The 21356-nt window shown below is 64.5% G+C and carries 2 protein-coding genes; both read left to right on the top strand.

The window, feature by feature from the left end; all coding sequences use genetic code 11:
• Positions 1-90 precede the first annotated feature (90 nt).
• Positions 91-13053: a non-ribosomal peptide synthetase gene (locus HU739_RS06615; protein WP_186547981.1), complete on the top strand. Its 12963-nt coding sequence runs from the start codon at positions 91-93 to the stop codon at positions 13051-13053.
• Entirely contained in the window at positions 13050-21356 is an 8307-nt protein-coding gene (locus HU739_RS06610) for a non-ribosomal peptide synthetase (RefSeq protein WP_186547978.1), read from the top strand. Before HU739_RS06615 ends, HU739_RS06610 begins: the two co-directional genes overlap by 4 nt.

Genomic DNA, 21356 nt, shown 5'->3' with positions numbered 1-21356 from the left:
GCCGATGTTTTAGCTTTTCCGGGCTGCGCGCCGCGTGCACGGACTCGCTGCAGCGTGTGCCTTTTTCTCGTCTTTACAGCAGGTTACCCCATGCATTTCAGCGAACTGATGGCAGTTATTTCCACCCATGCGATCCGCCTTCAACAGGAAGATGAAGACCTGGTCATTCTGGGCAGTGACGACGCGCTGGACGATGCGTTGTGGGACAGCCTCGCCACCCACAAGGCGCAACTGCTTGAGCTGGTCGCCCGGCACAACGGTGACTGGCTGAGTCCGGCCTTTCGCATCACCCCGGACATGCTGCCGCTGGTGACGCTGGATCAACCCACCCTCGACCGCATCGTCGCCGGCGTGCCGGGCGGTGCGGCGAACCTGCAGGACATCTACCCCTTGGCGCCGCTGCAGGAGGGCATGCTCTACCTGCATTTGTCGGCACCAGCGGGCGATCCGTACGTGTCGCAAGCACGCTTCGCCTTTGACAGCCGCGAGCGTCTGCAAGCCTTCGCCGACGCGTTGCAATGGATGATTGGCCGCCACGACATTCTGCGCACTTCGTTTATCTGGAAGCGCCTGGACGAGCCGCTGCAAGTGGTCCAGCGCAAGGCTTCGTTGCACTGCGAAGAACTCGATCCGAGCGGCACGGGTGACGTGCTCGAGCAACTGTTGCACCGCCATGATCCGCAACATTTCCGTCTCGATGTCCAGCAAGCGCCGCTGTTGCGTCTGGTGTTCGCCAACGATCCAGACAACGGCCGTGTGGTCGCGTTGTTGCTGTTTCATCACCTGATCATGGATCACCTCGCCCTGGACGTGGTGCGCCGCGAGACGCAGGCGTTTTTGCTCGGGCAGACCGTGCAGGTGGCTCCAGCGGTGCCGTATCGCGATCACCTGGCGCGGGCGCGGCTGGGGGCGAACGAGCCGGCCCACGAGGCGTTCTTTCGCGAAATGCTTGCCGATATCGACGAGCCGACACTGCCTTGCGGGTTACGGGACGTGCAGGGCGACGGGCACTCGATCGAAGAAGCCTCATTGATGCTCGACGGCGCCCTGAGCCAGGCACTGCGCGAGCAGGCGCGGCAATTGGGCGTAAGCGTGGCGAGTGTCATGCACCTGGCGTTGGCGCGGGTGCTCGGCCAGTTATCCGGGCGTACGGCGGTGGTGTTCGGCACGGTTCTGCTCGGGCGGATGGCGGCCGGCGAGGGCGGTGAGGATGCGTTGGGGATGTTCATCAACACCTTGCCGCTACGGGTGGATGTCGGCGCGGACGATGTGCGCGCCGGCGTGCTGCTGACCCATCGCCGCCTGACCGCGTTGCTCGGCCATGAACAAGCCTCGCTGGCGCTGGCCCAACGCTGCAGCGCCGTGGCTGTACCGACGCCGCTGTTCAGCGCAATCCTCAATTACCGTCACAGCAGCGTCGATGAAGTCGCCGAGATTATTGATATCGCCCCGGGCGTGCAGGTATTGGGCGCTCGCGAACGCACTAACTATCCGCTGACCGTCAACATTGATGATCTGGGCGAAGATCTGCGTATCACCGCTCTGGCGGACATCCGTCTTGGTGCGCAACGGATCGCCGATTATTTGCAGACCACCCTGCGAGGTCTGGTCGAAGCACTGCAGACGGGCGCGCCAACGCCGCTGCACAGTATTGGTATCCTGCCGGCGAGCGAGCGCGAGCATCTGCTGTATGGCGTCAACGCACCGCTCGCACACTTTGCCGATACCCCTTTGATCCATCGACAGTTCGAAGCCCATGCGCAGGCGCGGCCCGACGCCACTGCGCTGATCTTCGATGAGCAGACCCTCAGTTACGGCGAACTCAATCGCCGCGCCAATCAGCTCGCCCATCACTTGCTGGCGCTGGGTATCCGTCCGGATCAACGCGTGGCGATCTGTGTCGAGCGGGGCCCGCAAATGATTGTCGGCTTGCTCGGTGTGCTCAAGGCCGGCGCTGCTTATGTGCCGATCGACCCGGCGTATCCGCAGGAGCGAATCGCCTTCACGTTGCAGGACAGCGCCCCGGTGGCAGTGCTGATACAAGCTGCCACAGGCACATGCGTTGGCGCGTCCGAGGTGCCGCAGATCGACCTCGACAGCCCTCAACTGCGCGCCGAATCCGAAGGCAACCCGCACGTTGCCGGGCTGACGTCGGCGCACCTGGCTTACGTGATTTACACCTCTGGCTCGACGGGTTTGCCCAAGGGGGTCATGGTTGAACATCGCAACGTGGCGCGGCTGTTCTCGGCGACCGCCGACTGGTTTCAGTTCAATGAGCAGGACGTCGGGGCGTTGTTCCACTCGTTCGCTTTCGATTTTTCGGTGTGGGAAATCTGGGCGGCGCTGGCCTTCGGTGGGCAATTGCTGCTGGTTCCGCAAACCGTCAGCCGTTCCCCGGACGAATGCTATGCGTTGCTCTGTCGCAGCGGTGTCACGGTACTCAATCAGACGCCCAGCGCGTTCCGCCAGTTAGTCGCCGCGCAGGGCCGCAGCGCGCTGCAACATTCACTGCGCGAGGTGATTTTCGGCGGCGAAGCGCTGGAGCCTGGGTTGCTCAAACCGTGGTTTGCCCGGGTCGGCAACGCCGGTACGCGGCTGGTCAACATGTACGGCATCACCGAAACCACGGTGCACGTGACGTATCGACCGCTGCAGGCAGCTGACGCGCAGTTGGTCGGCGTCAGCCCGATTGGCGGGCGCATCCCCGATTTGCAGCTTTACGTGCTGGACGCTCAATGCGAACCGGTGCCGGTCGGTGTGACCGGCGAGTTGTATGTCGGTGGCGCGGGCGTGGCGCGCGGTTATCTCAATCGTCCAGAGCTGAGCGCCGAGCGGTTTATTCGCAACCCTTTCAGCACGACTGCCGATGCGCGCCTGTACAAGACCGGCGACCTGGCGCGCTGGGCGGCCGACGGCAGCCTCGACTATCTGGGGCGCAACGATGATCAGGTGAAGATTCGTGGCTTTCGCATCGAACTGGGCGAGATTCAGGCGCGCCTGTCGGCTTGTAACGGTGTGCGCGAAGCTGTGGTGATCGCCCGTGAAGACAGCCCCGGCGACCCGCGACTGGTGGCGTACTGGATCGCTGATGACGAAGAACCGAGCGTGGCGCAATTGCGCGACACGCTGCTCGGCTCGCTGGCGGACTACATGGTGCCGAGTGCATTCGTGCGGCTCGACGCCTTGCCGCTGACCGCCAACGGCAAGCTCGACCGCAAAGCATTGCCGCCGCCCGACAGCGATGCGTTCGCACGGCGCGGGTTCGAGGCGCCGCAGGGCGCGATAGAACATCTCATTGCGGACATTTGGCAGCGCTTGCTCGGCGTCGAACAAGTAGGCCGGCATGACAACTTTTTCGAACTGGGCGGACATTCGCTGCTGGCGGTCAAGCTGATCGAACGCATGCGCCAGCATGACTTGCAGTGCGATGTGCGCGTGCTGTTCGGGCAACCGAGCGTGGCGGCGTTGGCGGCGACCCTTGGGGCGACACCGAGTTATGTCGTACCGGCCAATCGCATCGAACCCGGCTGCACGTCGATCACCCCGGATAAACTGCCATTGGCCGATCTGGATCAGGCCGGCATCGACACGGTGCTTGCCAGCGTCCCCGGCGGTGTCGCCAACGTCCAGGACATCTATGCCCTGGCGCCGTTGCAGGCCGGCATTCTCTATCACCACCTCGCCACCCACGCTGGCGATCCCTACGTGTTGCAGGCGCAGTTTGCGTTCGCCGGGCTGGCGCAGATCAAAACCTTTGTCCGCGCCTTGAACAGCGTGATCGCCCGGCACGATATCCTGCGCACCAGCGTGGTCTGGGAGGGGCTGGAGGAGCCGGTGCAAGTGGTCTGGCGTGAGGCGCCACTGACCCTTGAGCGGGTCGATGCCGACGGGCTCGCCGGCGATGTGCTGGAGCAAATGCAGGCGCGTTTCGATCCGCGTCACTATCGCCTCGACCTCAAGTCTGCCCCGCTGATGCGTTTTGCCTACACCGAAGACCGCGCCAACCAACGCTGGGTCGGCATCCTGCTGATGCATCACATCGTCCTGGATCACACCGCACTCGAAGTGCTGGTGACGGAAATGAGCGACCTGATGCACGGGCAAACAAAGGATTTGCTGCCAGCGGTGCAGTATCGCAACTACGTGGCCCAGGCCCGTGCTGGCGCCGATGACGCGGCGCACGCGGCGTTTTTCCGCGACATGCTCGGCGATATCAGCGAACCCACACTGGCCTTCGGTGTGCAGGACGTGCTCGGCGACGGCAGTGCCGTTGTCGACAGCGAATTGACTGTCGATGAGGGCCTCGGCCAACGTTTGCGCGCGTTGTCGCGGCGTCTCGGTCTCAGCATCGCCAGCCTGGTTCATCAAGCCTGGGCACAAGTACTGGCGCAGGTGTCGGGCCAGCAAGAGGTGGTTTTCGGTACCGTGCTGCTCGGGCGCCTGCAGGGCGGTGAGGGCGCGGATCGCGCGTTGGGCATGTTCATCAATACCCTGCCGCTGCGCGTCAGCGTCGCTGCCGAATCGGTGCAGGACAGCGTGCGCGCCACCCATGACCGCCTGGCCCAACTGCTTGGACACGAGCAGGCTTCACTGTCGCTGGCCCAACGTTGCAGTGGCGTCGCCGCGACGCTGCCGCTGTTCAGCACGCTGCTCAATTACCGCCACAGTCAGCCGGACGCGGCCAGCGTGAAATGGGACGGCATCGAGATTCTTTGCTCGCGTGAGCGCAGCAATTACCCACTGGTGGTCAGCGTTGACGACATGGGCGACGGTTTCCTGTTGAACGTACAGGCCGTGCCGCAGGTGGATGGCATGCGCGTCTGCGATTACCTGCAAACCGCGTTGCACAGTCTGGTGACCGCACTCGAGCACACGCCGACGCTGCCGGTTGAACAGTTGTCGATTGTCTCGCCGGGCGAACGTCATAAGGTGTTGTTTGCCTTCAACGACACCGCCCAGCCGTTCCCGCCGGCGCAGACTGTGCAGCGTCTGGTCGAAGCGCAGGCGCTGGCCAATCCCCAGGCGTGGGCGGCGGTGCAGGGCGAGCAGCGTTTGAGTTACGCCGAACTGAATCAGCGCGCCAATCGCCTGGCCCACCACCTGATCGCCCTTGGCGTACAGCCGGATGACCGCGTCGCCGTGTGCTTGCGCCGCAGTCCGCAGATGCTCGTCGCGCTGCTGGCGATTCTCAAGGCAGGCGCCGCTTACGTGCCGGTCGATCCGGCCTATCCGCGCGAGCGCATCGCCTATCTGTTGCAGGACAGCGATCCCGTAGCGGTGCTGGCCGAGGCGTCGACACGCACCCTGCTGGGCACGGTGCCGTTGATTGATCTGGACAGCGACCGCTGGGCGCAGTTGTCCGCGCGCAACCCCCAACTGCCGGCGCTGACCCCGGCGCATCTGGCTTACGTAATCTACACCTCAGGCTCCACCGGCCAGCCGAAAGGGGTGATGGTCGAACACCGCACGCTGGAAAACCTTGTGCACTGGCACGCCGCCGCGTTCGACCTGCGCGCCGGCAGCCATACCGCCAGCATTGCCGGGTTCGGTTTTGATGCCATGGCCTGGGAGGTCTGGCCGGCGCTGTGTGTAGGCGCCACTGTGCACTTGCCACCGGCAGCGATCGCCAATGAACACCTCGATGAATTGCTCGAATGGTGGCGCGCGCAACCGTTGCAGGTGAGTTTTCTACCGACGCCGGTGGCTGAATATGCGTTCAGTCGCGAACTGGGCCACCCGACCTTGCGCACGCTGCTGATCGGTGGCGACAAGCTCAGGCAGTTCCCGGGTAACCCGACCTTCGACGTGATCAACAACTACGGCCCGACCGAAGCCACGGTGGTGTCAACATCGGGTCGCATCGAGGCTGGGCAGGTCTTGCACATCGGCCGGCCGATTGCCAATGGCACAGTTTATCTGCTGGACAGCCGGCAACAACCGGTGCCGGTCGGTGTGCCGGGGGAGTTGTATGTCGGCGGCGCTGGGGTTGCGCGGGGCTACTTGAATCGCCCGGCATTGACCGCCGAAATGTTTCTGCAAGACCCATTCAGCGATGAACCGCACGGGCGTCTGTACCGCACCGGCGACGTCGCGCGTTGGCGCGCGGACGGCACGCTCGAGTACCTGGGGCGCAATGACGATCAAGTCAAACTGCGTGGCGTGCGCATCGAGCCCGGCGAAATCGAAGCCGCACTGAGGACCCACAGCGGCGTGCAAGACGTCGTGGTGCTGGTGCGTGACGGGCGGCTGCTGGCGTGGTTCAGCGAGCGCCGCGCGGTAGATATCGCCGACTTGCGCGACCATTTGCAGAGTCGCCTGCCCGAGGCGCTGATCCCGGCCGCCTATGTCCGCGTCGACGCCATGCCGCTGACCGCTAACGGTAAACTCGACCGAAAAGCCTTGCCGGAGCCGGATCAGAGCGCGTGGCTCAGCCATGAATATGCTGCGCCGCAAGGTCCGCTGGAAACCGCCCTGGCGCAGATCTGGAGCGATCTGCTCAAGGTCGGGCAGGTCGGGCGCCATGACAATTTCTTCGAACTCGGCGGGCATTCACTGCTCGCCGTGAGCTTGATCGAGCGCCTGCGCCAGCTCGGCCTGAGTGCTGATGTGCGGGTGCTGTTCAGCCAGCCGACCCTGGCCGCACTGGCCGCAGCGATGGGCAGCGGGCGCGAGATTGCGGTGCCGGCCAATCGCATACCTCGCGATTGCCGTTACATCAGCGCGGACATGTTGAGCCTCAGCGAACTGGATCAGGCCAGTGTCGATTGCATCGTCGCCACGGTGCCGGGCGGCGCGGCCAACGTGCAGGAAATCTATCCGCTGGCGCCCTTGCAGGAGGGCATTCTTTACCACCACATCAGCGCAGGCGCCGGCGACCCGTATCTGCTGCAATCGAGTCTGGCGTTTGCCGACATCCATCGGCTGCACGCGTTCGCCAATGCGCTGCAAATGGTAATCGCGCGACACGATATTTTGCGCACCAGTGTGGTCTGGGAGGGGCTGCCGAGCCCGCAGCAAGTAGTTTGGCGGCACGCGCCGTTGGCGTTGGAAGCCGTTGCGCTGGCGTCGGCGGACGGTGACGTACTCGCACAACTGCAAGCACGCTTCGTCGCCCGCCAATGGCGTCTGGACCTCGGGCAGGCACCGCTGATGCGTCTGGTGTATGCCGACGATCCCGTGAACAAGCGGGTCGTGGCGTTGCTGATGTTCCACCACATTGCTCTCGATCACACTGCGCTGGAGGTAGTGCGGGAGGAAATGCACGCCACTCTGCTCGGCCATACCGAGCCACTGCCGGCAGCGGCACCGTACCGCAACTACGTGGCGCAGGCCCGCCACGGCGCCAGCGAGCAGGAACACGAGACGTTCTTTCGCGAAATGCTTGGCGATATCGACGAGCCGACCTTGCCGTTCGGTTTGCGTGAGGTCGCGGGAGATGGGCGCGATATCGAATCCCATGTCAGCACACTGCCGCTGGAGTTGAGCCAGCGCTTGCGGGCGCAGGCGCGCAGCTTCGGGGTGAGCGCGGCCAGCCTGTTCCACTTGGCTTGGGCGCAGGTGCTGGCGGTTACCGCCGGCCAGCCGCGCGTGGTGTTCGGCAGCGTGCTGCTTGGGCGGATGCAGGGCGGTGAGGGCGCTGACCGGGCACTGGGCATGTTCATCAATACCTTGCCGTTGCGTGTGGAGGTGGCCGAACACGGCGTCGGCGCCGCACTGCGCGATGTGCATCAGCGCCTGGCCGCGCTGCTCGGCCATGAACATGCCTCGCTGGCCCTTGCTCAGCGATGCAGTGCTGTCGCGGCGCCGTCGCCACTGTTCAGTTCGGTGCTCAACTATCGTCACAGCGCCGCGCGCCAGACGGCTGAGGCGGCTTGGCAAGGGATCGAATTTCTCGCCCACGACGGGCGCAGCCATTATCCGCTGACGCTGAGCATCAACGATCTGGGCGAAGGCTTCGATCTGGCGGTGCTGACACCTGGCGAGGTGGGGGCACAACGGGTCTGCGAACTGATGCAGTGCGCACTGACGGCGCTGGTGTCGGCGCTGGAGGAAAACCCCGGGCAGGCGCTGAATCGCCTGGCGATCCTGCCGCCGCTCGAGCGTCAACGCGTGCTGACGCAGTTCAACGCCAGCGCTACGGCTTTCCCGCCCGCGCAAACCGTGCACCGATTGTTCGAGGCGCAGGTCTTGCTCAATCCAGAGGCTGTGGCGGTGCAAGCCGGCGAGCAACAGCTGACCTATGCGCAGCTGGATCAACAGGCCAATCGTCTCGCGCATTATCTGCTCGAACTGGGCGTCAGGCCGGACGCGCGGGTGGCGATTTCCACCCGGCGTGGCCAGCACATGTTGCTGGCGATGCTGGCGGTACTCAAGGCCGGCGCTGCCTATGTGCCGATCGATCCGGCGCATCCGGCCGAGCGCATCGCCTATTTGCTGGCCGACAGTGCGCCGCTGGCGCTGCTGGTGTCGGGCGTGGATCCGGGCACTGTGGAGGTGCCGGTGATTGATCTTGGCGATGAGCGGTGGCATGACCTGCCTGAACACAGCCCAGAGGTCGAGGGTTTGACTGCGGACAATCTCGCCTATGTGATCTACACCTCAGGCTCCACCGGCCAGCCGAAAGGGGTGATGGTCGAACACCGCACGCTGGAAAATCTTGTGCGCTGGCACGCCGCCGCGTTCGACCTGCGCTCCGGCAGCCATACCGCCAGCATTGCCGGGTTCGGTTTTGATGCCATGGCCTGGGAGGTCTGGCCGGCGTTGTGTGTGGGCGCCACTGTGCACTTGCCACCGGCAGCGATCGGCAATGAACACCTCGATGAATTGCTCGAATGGTGGCGCGCGCAGCCGTTGCAGGTGAGTTTTCTGCCGACGCCAGTGGCTGAATACGCGTTCAGCCGTGAGCTGAGCCACCCGACCTTGCGCACGCTGCTGATCGGTGGCGACAAGCTCAGGCAGTTCCCGCGTAACCAGACCTTCGACGTGATCAACAACTACGGCCCGACCGAAGCCACGGTGGTGGCGACGTCGGGTCGCATCGAGTGCGGGCAGCCACTGCACATCGGCCGGCCAATCGCCAATGCCAAGGTGTATGTCCTCGATGCGCAACAGAACCCACTGCCGGTGGGTGTCAAAGGTGAGTTGTACGTAGCCGGTGCAGGCGTGGCCAGGGGCTATCTGAACCGCGATGAACTGACCGCCGAACGGTTTCTTGCCGATCCGTTCAGCCAGGAACCGGGCGCGCGCATGTACCGCACTGGCGACCTTGCGCGCTGGCGTACCGACGGCACGCTGGAGTATCTGGGGCGCAACGACGATCAGGTGAAACTGCGTGGCGTGCGTGTGGAGCTGGGCGAAATCGAAGCGGCACTCGCCAGTCATCCGGCCTTGCAAGAGGCCGTCGCCCAGGTGCGTGATGGTCAGTTGCTGGCCTGGTTCACCGCCCGCGCGCCACTGGACCTCGACGACCTGCGCGAGCATCTGCAGATGCGCCTGCCGCAAGCCTTGCTGCCGGCGGCTTATGTTCGGCTGGACAGTTTGCCGCTGACCGCCAATGGCAAACTCGACCGCCAGGCTTTGCCGGAGCCTGAGCAAAACGCCTGGCTGAGCCGCCAGTACGAAGCGCCGCGAGGCTCGGTGGAAACCGCGCTGGCGCAAATCTGGAGCGAAGTGCTCAAGGTCGAACAGGTCGGCCGGCACGACAACTTCTTTGAACTGGGCGGGCATTCGCTGCTGGCGGTCAGCGTCATCGAGCGCATGCGCCAGATCGACCTGAGCACCGACGTGCGCGTGCTGTTCGACCAGCCGACACTGGCAGCGCTGGCAGCAGCCGTCGGCAGCGGACGGGAAATCGTGGTACCGGCCAATGGCATCGCAGCGGACTGCGATCACATCACGCCGGACATGCTCAGTCTGCTTGAACTGGACCAGGCGACGCTCGACCGCATCGTTGCCACGGTGCCGGGCGGTGCGGCCAATGTGCAGGACATTTACCCGTTGGCGCCGTTGCAGGAAGGCATTCTTTATCACCACATCACGGCTGCGCAAAACGATCCGTACGTACTGCACTCGCGCCTGATGTTCGCCAGTGTCGAGCGTGTCGAGGCGTTCGCCCGTGCGCTGCGGCAAGTCATGGCGCGCCACGATATCTTGCGCACGGCGATTGTCTGGCAGGGCCTGACAGTCCCCGTGCAGGTGGTGTGGCGCGAAGCTCAATTGCCGGTAGAAGAAGTTGCCTTCGAGCAGTTGACGGTGGACAACCTGGACCTCACTGAGGCACCACTGATTCGGCTGTTGTACGCCCGCGACCCGGCCACTGGGCAAGTGGCCGGCCTGTTGCTGTTCCATCACATCGCCCTTGACCACACGGCGCTGGAAGTCGTGCGCGAAGAAATGCAGATCAGCCTGGGCGGCGAGCAGCGTTCGCTGCCGGTGCCAGTGCCGTATCGCAACTACGTGGCACAGGCGCGGCTTGGCGCCAGTGAGGCGGAGCACGAGGCGTTTTTCCGCGACATGCTTGGCGATGTCGATGAGCCGACCTTGCCGTTCGGCTTGCGTGAGGTCAACGCGGGGTCCGGTACTTGTGAAGAGGCCTCGCTGGCGCTGCCCGACGCGCTGACGCAGCGTTTGCGCGCTCAGGCACGGCACATGGGCATCAGCGTCGCGAGCGTGTTTCATCTGGCCTGGGCACAAGTGCTGGGCGCTACCTCCGGACAGGATCGGGTGGTGTTCGGCACCGTACTGATGGGGCGCATGCAGGGCGGGGCGGGTGCCGATCGCGGGCTGGGCATGTTCATCAATACTTTGCCGTTGCGTGTGGACCTTGGCGCGCAACCGGTGCGTGCGGCACTCCGGGCTACCCATGGGCAACTCACCGGCCTGTTGGCGCATGAGCATGCTTCGTTGGCACTGGCCCAGCGTTGCAGCCGGATTGCGGCGCCGGCGCCGCTGTTCAGCGCGATGCTCAACTACCGGCATGGCAGCGCCACGCCTACCCAGGCACACCCGGCGTGGCAAGGCATCGAGACCTTAAGCAGTGAGGAACGCACCAACTACCCGCTGACGCTCAACGTCGATGACCTGGGCACAGGCTTCAGGCTCACCGCGATGACCTTGGCGCAGGTCGGTGCGTTGCGTATCTGTACTTATATGGAAGCCGCGTTGCAAGCGCTGGTCGGTGCCTTGGAGCAAGCGCCGCAGCAACCTGTCAATCAGTTGTCGGTCCTGCCGGACGCCGAGCGTCAGCGCCTGCTGTTCGACTTCAACGCGACGGCGGTCGATTACAACCTGCAGCAGACTTTGCACGGTCTGTTCGAAGCCCAGGTGTTGCGCACCCCGCACGCACCGGCATTGCAAATGGCTGACCAGCGCCTCGACTTCCAGCAACTCAACGAGCGCGCCAACCGCCTGGCCCATCATCTGATCGGGCTTGGGGTTCAGGCCGATGCGCGGGTGGCGATCTGTGTCGAACGCAGTGTGGCGATGGTTGTCGGCCTGTTGGCTATCCTCAAGGCCGGCGGCGCTTATGTCCCGCTGGACCCGGACTACCCGGCCGAGCGCATTGCTTACATGCTCGCCGACAGCGCGCCGGTGGCGGTGCTGGTGCAAGGCAGCACGGCCGCGCGGGCGAGTGCGCTGGCGGTGCCAGTGATCAATCTGGAACACGACAGTTGGCACGACTTGCCGGCGGACAATCCGCAGGTCCCCGGCCTGACCTCGGCGCATCTGGCTTACGTGATCTACACCTCAGGCTCCACCGGCCAGCCCAAGGGTGTCGCCAACGAACACCGCGCGGTGGTCAACCGCTTGCTGTGGATGCAGGACGCCTATGCACTGAGCGCTGTAGATACCGTATTGCAGAAAACCCCATTCAGCTTCGACGTGTCGGTCTGGGAGTTTTTCTGGCCGCTGATGACCGGCGCGCGTTTGCTCCTGGCCCGTCCTGGCGGGCACAAGGAGCCGGCCTACCTGAGCGAGCTGATCGAGCGCGAACACATCACCACCGTGCATTTCGTGCCGTCGATGCTCGACGTGTTTCTTGCTCACGGTCAGACCGAACGCTGCGCCGCACTGCGCCAGGTGATGTGCAGTGGCGAGGCGTTGCCCGGCAGCCTGGTACGGCGGTTCAAACAGCAGTTACCGGCCAGCCAGTTGCACAACCTGTACGGCCCGACCGAAGCGGCGGTGGATGTCACCGCGTGGAGTTGCGCCGGGCCGCTGCAGGACACGCCGGATAACACGCCGATTGGCAAACCGATTGCCAACACCCGGATGTACATCCTCGACGCGCAGCAACAACCGGTGCCGCAAGGTGTGGTTGGCGAGTTGTACATCGGTGGCGTGCAGGTCGCGCGTGGTTATCTGAACCGCGCCGAACTGAGTGCCGAACGCTTCCTCAGCGACCCGTTCAGCCAGCAGGCGCAAGCGCGCCTGTACCGCACCGGCGATATCGCCCGTTATCGCGCCGACGGCCACATCGAGTATCTGGGGCGCAATGACGACCAGGTGAAGATTCGCGGCCTGCGCATCGAACTCGGTGAAATCCAGGCCGGCCTGACGGGGATCGATGGCGTGCACGAAGCGGCGGTGCTGGCCCGTGAAGACGTGCCGGGGGACAAGCGGCTGGTGGCGTACTACACCGGTTTGCGGCTGGACATCGACATCCTGCGCGCCGCATTGCTGCACGCCTTGCCGGACTACATGGTCCCGGCAACGTTCGTCCATCTCGAGCGCCTGCCGCTCAGCCCCAACGGCAAACTCGACCGCAAGGCGTTGCCGGCACCCAATCAGGATTCGCTCAACAAGCGCCCCTACGAGGCACCGGTCGGCGAGGTGGAAATCACGCTGGCGCGGCTGTGGGGCGAATTGCTCAATGTCGAACGAGTCGGGCGGCATGACCACTTTTTCGAATTGGGCGGGCATTCGTTGCTGGCGGTGAGTCTGGTCGGCCGTCTGCAACAGGAAGGCTTGGAGGCGGATGTCCGGGCGTTGTTCGAACAACCGACCCTGGCCGGCTATGCAGCAATCACGGAAAGAATGGAGATCGTCCTGTGAACCTGAACCCTTTGTTGGCGACACTCAAGGCCCGAGACATCCAGTTGACGGTCACGGACGAGCAGTTGCGCGTCAATGGCAACAAGCAGGCCTTGAGCGATCCGGCGCTACTGGCGTCGTTGCGCGAGCACAAGGCGGCGTTGATCGAGTTGATCAAGGCCGGCGAGTATTCGGCGGCGCGTGTCGGGCAGGTCGAAGTGCCGGCCAATGGCATCGGCCCTGGTTGCACGCACATCACCCCGGCGATGCTGACCCTGACGCAACTGAGTCAGGACGCCCTCGATCACCTGATCGAAGGCATCCCCGGCGGGGCTGCGAACGTGCAAGACATCTATCCGTTAACGCCATTGCAGGAAGGCATTCTTTATCACCACGTCAGCGCCCAACACGGCGATCCGTATGTCATGCAGGCTCAATTCGCTTTCAGCGGGGCAGAGCGTTTGCAGGCATTTGTCGATGCGTTACAAACGGTGATCGATCGTCACGACATCCTGCGCACGGCGGTGGTCTGGGAAGGTCTCGACACACCGCTGCAAGTGGTCATGCGCGGTGCGCGCCTGCCGCTGGAAGAAGTGACTCTGGAAGCCGATGGCGGTGATGCCCTGGCACAGTTGCACGCCCGTTTCGACGCCAGGCAGTTCCGTCTCGACGTGACCCGTGCGCCGCTGTTGCGCCTGGCGCATGCCCGGGATGTGAGCGGGCAACGCATCGTCGCGATGCTGTTGTTCCATCACCTGGCGATGGACCACTCGGCCCTGGCGGTGGTCAGCGAGGAATTGCAGGCCTGCCTGTGCGGACACGCCGCGCGGTTGGGCCCGCCCGTGCCGTTTCGCAATTATGTGGCGCAAGCCCGATTGGGCATCAGCGAGGCGGAACACGAAGCGTTTTTCCGCGACATGCTCGCTGACATCGACGAGCCGACCTTGCCCTACGGATTGCAAGGCGTGCACGGTGACGGCAGCGACGTCGTCGAATTCAGCCAGGCGCTCGACCCGCAACTCAATCGCCGCCTGCGGGCCCTGGCGCGGCGGCTGGGCGTGAGCGTGGCGAGCCTGTTTCACCTCGGTTGGGGGCAAGTGCTCAATGCCCTGACCGGGCAAGTGAGCGTGGTCTTCGGCACCGTGTTGATGGGGCGCATGCAGAATGCCGAAGGCACCGAACGCGCGCTGGGCATCTTCATCAACACGTTGCCGTTGCGTGTGGACATCGCAGCGCTCGCCGTCGTTGAGGCGGTCAAGGCCACCCACGCGCGGCTGACTACCTTGATGCGTCATGAACATGCGCCGCTGGCGCTGGCGCAACGCTGCAGCGGTGTGGTCGCTTCTTCGCCGTTGTTCAGCACGCTGCTCAATTATCGACACAGCGCCTCCAGTGCCGCTGCCAGCGACGAAGCACTCGCCGCGTGGGAAGGCATCAGTGTGTTGCGCTCGGAAGAACGCACCAATTACCCGCTGACCCTGAGCATCGACGACTTCGGCGACCGGTTCAGCCTGACGTTGCTGGCCAGTAGCGCCGTCGATGGTGGACGTCTCTGCGACTACCTGTTGTGTGCGGTGGAGCAATTGTTATCGGCGCTCGAACAGGCGCCCGATACGCCGCTGAATCAGTTGTCAGTGCTGCCGGCCGCAGAGCGTGAGCAAGTGTTGCGCGAATTCAACGCCAGCCAGGTCGATTACCCGGCGGCGCTGCCCGTTCATCAGCGTTTCGAAGCGCAGGTGCTGGCTCGTCCGGAGGCGCTGGCGGCCGTTCATGGGGGCGAGGCGCTGACCTTTGCCGAGTTGAACCACAAGGCCAACGCCCTGGCGCATCAGTTGATCGGTCTGGGCGTGCAGCCGGATGACCGCGTCGCCATCGTTGCCCGACGCGGGCTGGAGGCTCTGGTCGGGCTGCTGGCGATTCTCAAGGCCGGCGCCGGTTACGTGCCGGTCGATACGGCGCACCCGGCCGAACGCCTGCTGCATCTGCTGCGCGACAGTGCACCCGTGGCCGTGTTGACCAGCACCGAGCTGCGCGAACGCCTGCCGATGCTGGCCGTGCCAGTGCTCAATCTGGACCCGCGGACCTGGCCGGTGGGCATCACCGGTAATCCGCAATTGCCGAGTCTCAATGCCGCGCATCTCGCTTACGTGATCTATACCTCTGGCTCCACCGGGTTGCCCAAGGGCGTCATGGTCGAACACCGCACCTTGTCGAACCTGATCGATTGGCACTGCTCAGCCTTTGATTTGTGTGCTGGCCGCCACACCTCAAGCCTCGCCGGATTTGGCTTCGATGCCATGGCCTGGGAAGTCTGGCCGGCGTTGTGCGTGGGCGCGACCCTGCACATCGCGCCGGCGCACGACGGCAGTGAAGACATCGACGCCTTGCTTGACTGGTGGCGCGCGCAACCGCTGGACGTGAGCTTCCTGCCCACGCCAGTGGCCGAATACGCGTTCAGCCAACAGCTGGAACATCCGACCTTGCGCACGCTGCTGATCGGCGGCGACCGCTTGCGGCAGTACTCGCGCAACCAGCGTTTCGACGTGATCAACAATTACGGCCCGACCGAAACCACCGTGGTCGCCACCTCCGGGCGTATCGACAGCGGCGACGCCTTGCACATTGGCAAACCGGTGAGCAATGCCACGGTGTACCTGCTCGATGCGCAACAGCGGCCGGTGCCGATTGGCGTCGCCGGCGAGTTGTACATTGGCGGCAGCGGCGTGGCCCGTGGGTATCTGAACCAGCCGCAGCTCACTGCCGAACGCTTCCTCTGCGATCCGTTCAGCCACGCCGCACAGGCGCGCATGTACCGCTCCGGCGATCTGGCGCGCTGGCGCAGCGACGGCACGCTCGAATATCTGGGGCGCAATGACGACCAGGTGAAGATTCGCGGCGTACGCATCGAGCCGGGCGAAATCGAGCAGCGCCTCAACCAGTTGCCCGGGATTCAGGAAGCGGTAGTGCTGGCCCGCGAGGATCAGCCGGGGCAGTCGCGGCTGGTGGCGTATTTCACCGAGCAGGCGCAAGTGCAGGCGCTGGACGTGGCGCAGCTGCGCGCGCTGCTGCTGACCCAGTTGCCGGAATACATGGTGCCGTCCGCTTTCGTCAAACTCGACGGATTGCCGCTCACGGCCAACGGCAAGCTCGACCGCAAAGCCCTGCCGAAACCCGAGCGCTCGGCGCTGTTCGTCCGCGACTATGTGGCGCCGGAGGGCGAAGTGGAAACGGCGCTGGCCGACATCTGGGCCGACGTGCTGCAGGTCGAGCGGGTAGGGCGCGAGGATCATTTCTTTGAACTGGGCGGGCATTCGCTGCTGGCCATGCGCATGGTCGCGCACGTCAGGCAGCGCCTGGGCGTCGAGCTGGTGCTCAGCGATCTGTTTGCCAACGCCGAGCTGGCAGCAGTGGCGCAGGTGTTGACCGAAGCCGGGCGCTGCACGCAACCACCGATTCTGCCGGTGCCCCGTGACACCGCGCTGCCGCTGTCGTTTTCCCAGCAGCGCTTCTGGTTTCTGGCGCAGATGGAGGGTGCCAACACCGCCTATAACATCCCGATTGCCCTGCGCTTGCGCGGCGCCCTGGACGACGTTGCCCTGCAACGCGCACTGGCCCGCATCGTCGCGCGCCACGAAACGCTGCGCAGCCGCTTCGCGCCGCTCGATGGCGACGCGCAGGTGCTGATTGCTCCGGTCGACAGTGGTCTTGTGCTTCGTCTCGAAGATCTGCGCCACCATCCGCAGGCGCAGGAGGCGTTGCAGGCATTGATTCAGGGCGAGGCCTCAGGACCATTCGACCTGCTTGACGATCCGTTGATCCGCGGACGGCTGGTACGCCTGGCCGACGATCACCATGTGCTGCTGCTGACCTTGCACCACATCATCTCTGACGGCTGGTCGATGGGCGTGCTGACCCGCGAACTGATGGCGCTGTATCAGGCGTTCAGTCAGGGTGAAGACGACCCGTTACCGCCGTTGACCCTGCAATACAGCGACTATGCGGTGTGGCAGCGGCGCTGGTTGAGCGGCGAGGTGTTGCAGCGCCAGAGCGAATACTGGCAGCGCACCCTGCGTGATGTGCCGGCCTTGCTGACCTTGCCGACGGATCGCCCGCGCCCGGCGCAGCAGGATTACGCCGGCAGCAGCATTGCGCTGCAACTGGATGCGCGTTTGGGCGCCGGACTCAAGGCCTTGAGCCAGCGCCACGGCGTGACGTTGTACATGACGCTGCTCGGCGCGTGGGCGCTGCTGTTGGGGCGCTTGTCCGGGCAAACCGATGTGGTCATCGGATCGCCGGTCGCCAACCGTAACCGCGCCGAAGTCGAGGGGATGATCGGCCTGTTCGTCAACACCCTGGCATTGCGCATCGACACCGCTGGCGAGTTGAATGGCCAAGCGCTGCTGACGCGGGTCAAGGCGATTACCCTGCAAGCGCAGGCGCATCAGGACCTGCCCTTCGAACAAGTGGTGGAAATTACCCGTCCGGTGCGCAGCCTGGCGCACAGCCCGCTGTTCCAGAGCATGTTCAACTGGCGCAACAGCGACGGACCGGCGCTGGCCTTGGGCGAGCTGACGCTGGAAGCCGTGGCCGAGCCCAGTCATTTTGCCAAGTTCGACCTGACCCTGACCCTCGGCGAGACCCCGGAAGGCATTGGCGGCTGGCTGGAATACGCCACCGCGCTGTTCGATGAAGCCACCGTGCAGCGTTTTGCCGGCTATCTGCAGCAGCTGTTACAAGCGATGGTCAGCAACGATCAGGCGCTGCTCGCCCACGTGCCGCTGGTGCAGGACGAGGAGCGTCAGCGCTTGCTGGTGGATTTCAATGCGACCGATCGCGAATACCCACACACCGACACGGTACAGCGGTTGTTCGAACAATACGCCGCGCGACAGCCCGACGCCGTCGCAGCGGTACATGGCGAACAGACCTTGAGCTATGCCGAGCTGAACCGCCGGGCCAATCAACTGGCTCATTTTCTGCTGAGTGAAGGCGTGAAGCCCGGCGATGCGGTGGCGATCCTGTTACCGCGCTCGCTGGACCTGCTGATCGCGCAGCTGGCGATCGGCAAATGCGCGGCGGCCTGGGTGCCGCTGGATATTCACGCGCCGGCCGATCGCCAGTCGTTCATGGTCGACGATTGCCGGGCCGCTGCGCTGCTGACCCGCAGCACAGCCACGGTGGCTTTTGCGGTGCGGCGGATCGACCTCGACTCGCTGCAGCTCGACGCCCAGCCCGGTCATAACCCGGATCTGCCGCAATCGGCGCAGTCGCTGGCATACATCATGTACACCTCCGGCTCCACCGGCATGCCAAAAGGCGTGATGGTGCCGCACCGGGCGATCACGCGGCTTGTGATCAACAACGGCTACGCCGATTTCAACCGCCAGGATTGTATAGCGTTCGCCTCCAACCCGGCCTTCGATGCGAGCACCATGGACGTCTGGGGCGCACTGCTCAATGGCGCACGTGTGGCGATCATTGACCATGCCACCTTGCTCGATCCGCAAGCGTTCGGCGACGAACTCAAGCGCAGCGGCGCGAGCATCCTGTTCGTCACCACAGCGCTGTTCAACCAGTATGTGCAGCTGATTCCCGACGCCTTGAAGGGTTTGCGCATCCTGCTTTGTGGCGGTGAGCGCGGCGATCCGGCGGCGTTTCGCAAGTTGCGCAGCGAGGCACCGAACGTGCGTCTGGTGCACTGTTATGGCCCGACGGAAACCACCACTTACGCCACCACGTTTGCCGTGCAGACTGTCGCCGAAGAGGCCGACAGCGTGTCGATCGGCGGGCCGATTTCCAATACGCAGGTGTATGTGCTCGACGCCTGTCAGCAACCGGTGCCGTTCGGCGTCACGGGTGAGTTGTACATTGGCGGGCAGGGCGTGGCCCTGGGGTATCTGAACCGGCCTGAACTGACGGCGCAGAAGTTCCTGCGCGACCCGTTCAGCACACAGCCCGACGCGCTGATGTATCGCACCGGTGACCTGGTGCGCTGGCTGGCCCCCGGGCAGCTTGAGTGCATCGGTCGCAACGATGATCAGGTGAAAATTCGCGGATTCCGTATTGAGCTGGGCGAGATCGAAAACCGTCTGCTCGGTTGCCCCGGCGTCAAGGAGGCCATTGTGCTGGCGCGGCGTGACGGTACGGAGCCGACGCGGCTGGTGGCCTATTTCACTGCCGACGATGCCGACCTGCAAAGCGCCACGCTGCGCGCCTTGTTGCAGGCACGGCTGCCGGAATACATGGTGCCCTCGGCGTGGGTGCGTCTGGAGATGTTGCCGCTGAACAACAATGGCAAGGTCGATCGCAAGGCCTTGCCGGCACCGACGCAGGCGGCGTTGCTCAGCCGTGTGTACGAGGCGCCGGGCAATGCACTTGAAACCCGTCTCGCCGGGTTGTGGGGCGAAATCCTCCAGGTCGAGCAGGTCGGTCGCCACGACAACTTTTTCGAGCTGGGCGGGCATTCGTTGCTGGCGGTGCGTCTGGTCAACCAGATGCAGCAGGCCGATCTCCCCATGACCCTGGCCGAGCTGTTCCAGCATCCCAGCGTTGAAGCGGCCGCTGCGCTGCTCGCTGAACGTGATGGCGGGGGTGCGCCGGAGCCTGAGCCGGGGCTGACGCTGGTGCGCGCGGGTGATCAGGGCACGCCATTGTTTCTAGTCCACGAATTCAGTGGCCGCGACGTGTATTTTCCGGCGCTGGGCCGGCACATCGGCGGCGCTTTTCCTATCTACGGGCTGCCGGGCATCGACTACGGCCAAACACAGTTGCGCACGCTCGAATGCCTGGCGAGGCGCATGGTCGGGATCATTCGCACCCGACAACCGCATGGGCCTTACCGACTGGCCGGTTGGTCGTTTGGTGGTGTACTGGCTTATGAGGTCGCTCAGCAGTTGCTCGGACTGGACGAAATTGTCGAGTTTATCGGGCTGATTGACAGCTATGTGCCGCGTCTGGCCGATCCGCACAAGGCACGCTGGAACGATGCGCACGTGCACAAGCGTCAATTGCTCTTGCATTGCAGCGCGCACTGGGCCGGTCTTGGCGAAGACGGGCAGGGCAGGCTCGCCGCGCTTGCAGCGTTGCAGTCCGAACTGGAATCGCTGGCGTTCGCCGAGCTGCTCGAACGTTGCCAGCGCCAGCAATTGCTGCACCCTGAGTTGGCGGCAGCTTCGGCGGCAGAGGCCTGGCATTACCTGGATCGCGAGGTGGCGCATGGGCATGCGCTGGCACATTACCGGGTCAGTCCGTTGCCTCTGCCGCTGCATGTGTTCCGTGCGAAACAACGCTCGGCGGCGATGGCGCAGCTCAGCCCGACCCTGGGGTGGGCCGAAGAGCTGCCGGATAGCGAGCTGCGCTGCATCGACGTGCCGGGCGACCACCAGAGCATGATGAAGGCCCCGCATATCCAAGCGCTGGGTCAGGCGATCAGCCAGGCACTGGAAGCGGCGCAGGCGCCGGCATTGCCTGGCTACCAACCGCTGGTGACCATTCAGACGGGCGACAGCTCACGGGCGCCGATTTTCTGCGTGCCGGGGGCCGGCGACAGCGTCACCGGGTTCATTCATTTGACCGAGGCCCTCGGCCCTCAATGGCCGATTCACGGCCTGCAACCGCGCGGGCTGGAAGGTGGGGCGGTGCCGCACAGTCAAGTCGAGGCGGCAGCGCTTTTTTACCGGCGGGCAATCGAGCAACTCTACCCGCAGGGTCCGCTGCACCTGATCGGGCACTCGTTCGGCGGTTGGGTAGCGCATGCCATGGCTGCGCAGTTTGAGGCCGACGGACGTGAGGTGGCAACGTTGACCCTGATTGACAGCGAGTCGCCCGGCGGCAACGGCGTGATCGGCAGAGCCTACACCGCGACCGCGGCGCTGCAACGGCTGATCGAGGCGCTGCAACTGTCGGCCGGTACTTCGCTGGGCATCGATGCCGAGGCGTTCGCCGACGCCGATGACGCCACGCAACTGGGTTTGCTGCACGCGGGCATGGTGCGTGCGGGCGTGCTGTCGGCACGGTCTACGCCACAGTCGCTAATCGGTTCGACTCGCACTTTTGCCAGCGCCTTGCGCACGGTCTATCAGCCGCACCAGCGCTACAGCGGCCCGGTGCGCCTGGCGCTGGTCGACGACCCGACGCTGGATGCGGCCGGTAATCAGCGAGAGCAAGCGGCGATGGTCGAGGGCTGGCGAAGGGAGGTGACGGATCTGACGGTGTGGTACGGGCCGGGCAATCATTTCACCCTGCTCAAGGCGCCCAACGTATTCAGTTTCGCCGCGTGGTGGCACGAAGGGCTCACCGAGCCTGCCAGTGAAGTGCTCTCCTGA

It is taken from the genome of Pseudomonas hamedanensis (genome assembly GCF_014268595.2).
Taxonomy (GTDB): domain Bacteria; phylum Pseudomonadota; class Gammaproteobacteria; order Pseudomonadales; family Pseudomonadaceae; genus Aquipseudomonas; species Aquipseudomonas hamedanensis.
Note: the sequence above shows the minus strand (reverse complement) of the source record. Positions and strands in the feature narration are given on the sequence as shown.

What these genes read in the sequence shown, in the direction of transcription:
- HU739_RS06615 (WP_186547981.1), top strand. Translation starts at nt 91, where the DNA reads ATGCATTTCAGCGAACTGATGGCAGTTATTTCCACCCATGCGATCCGC.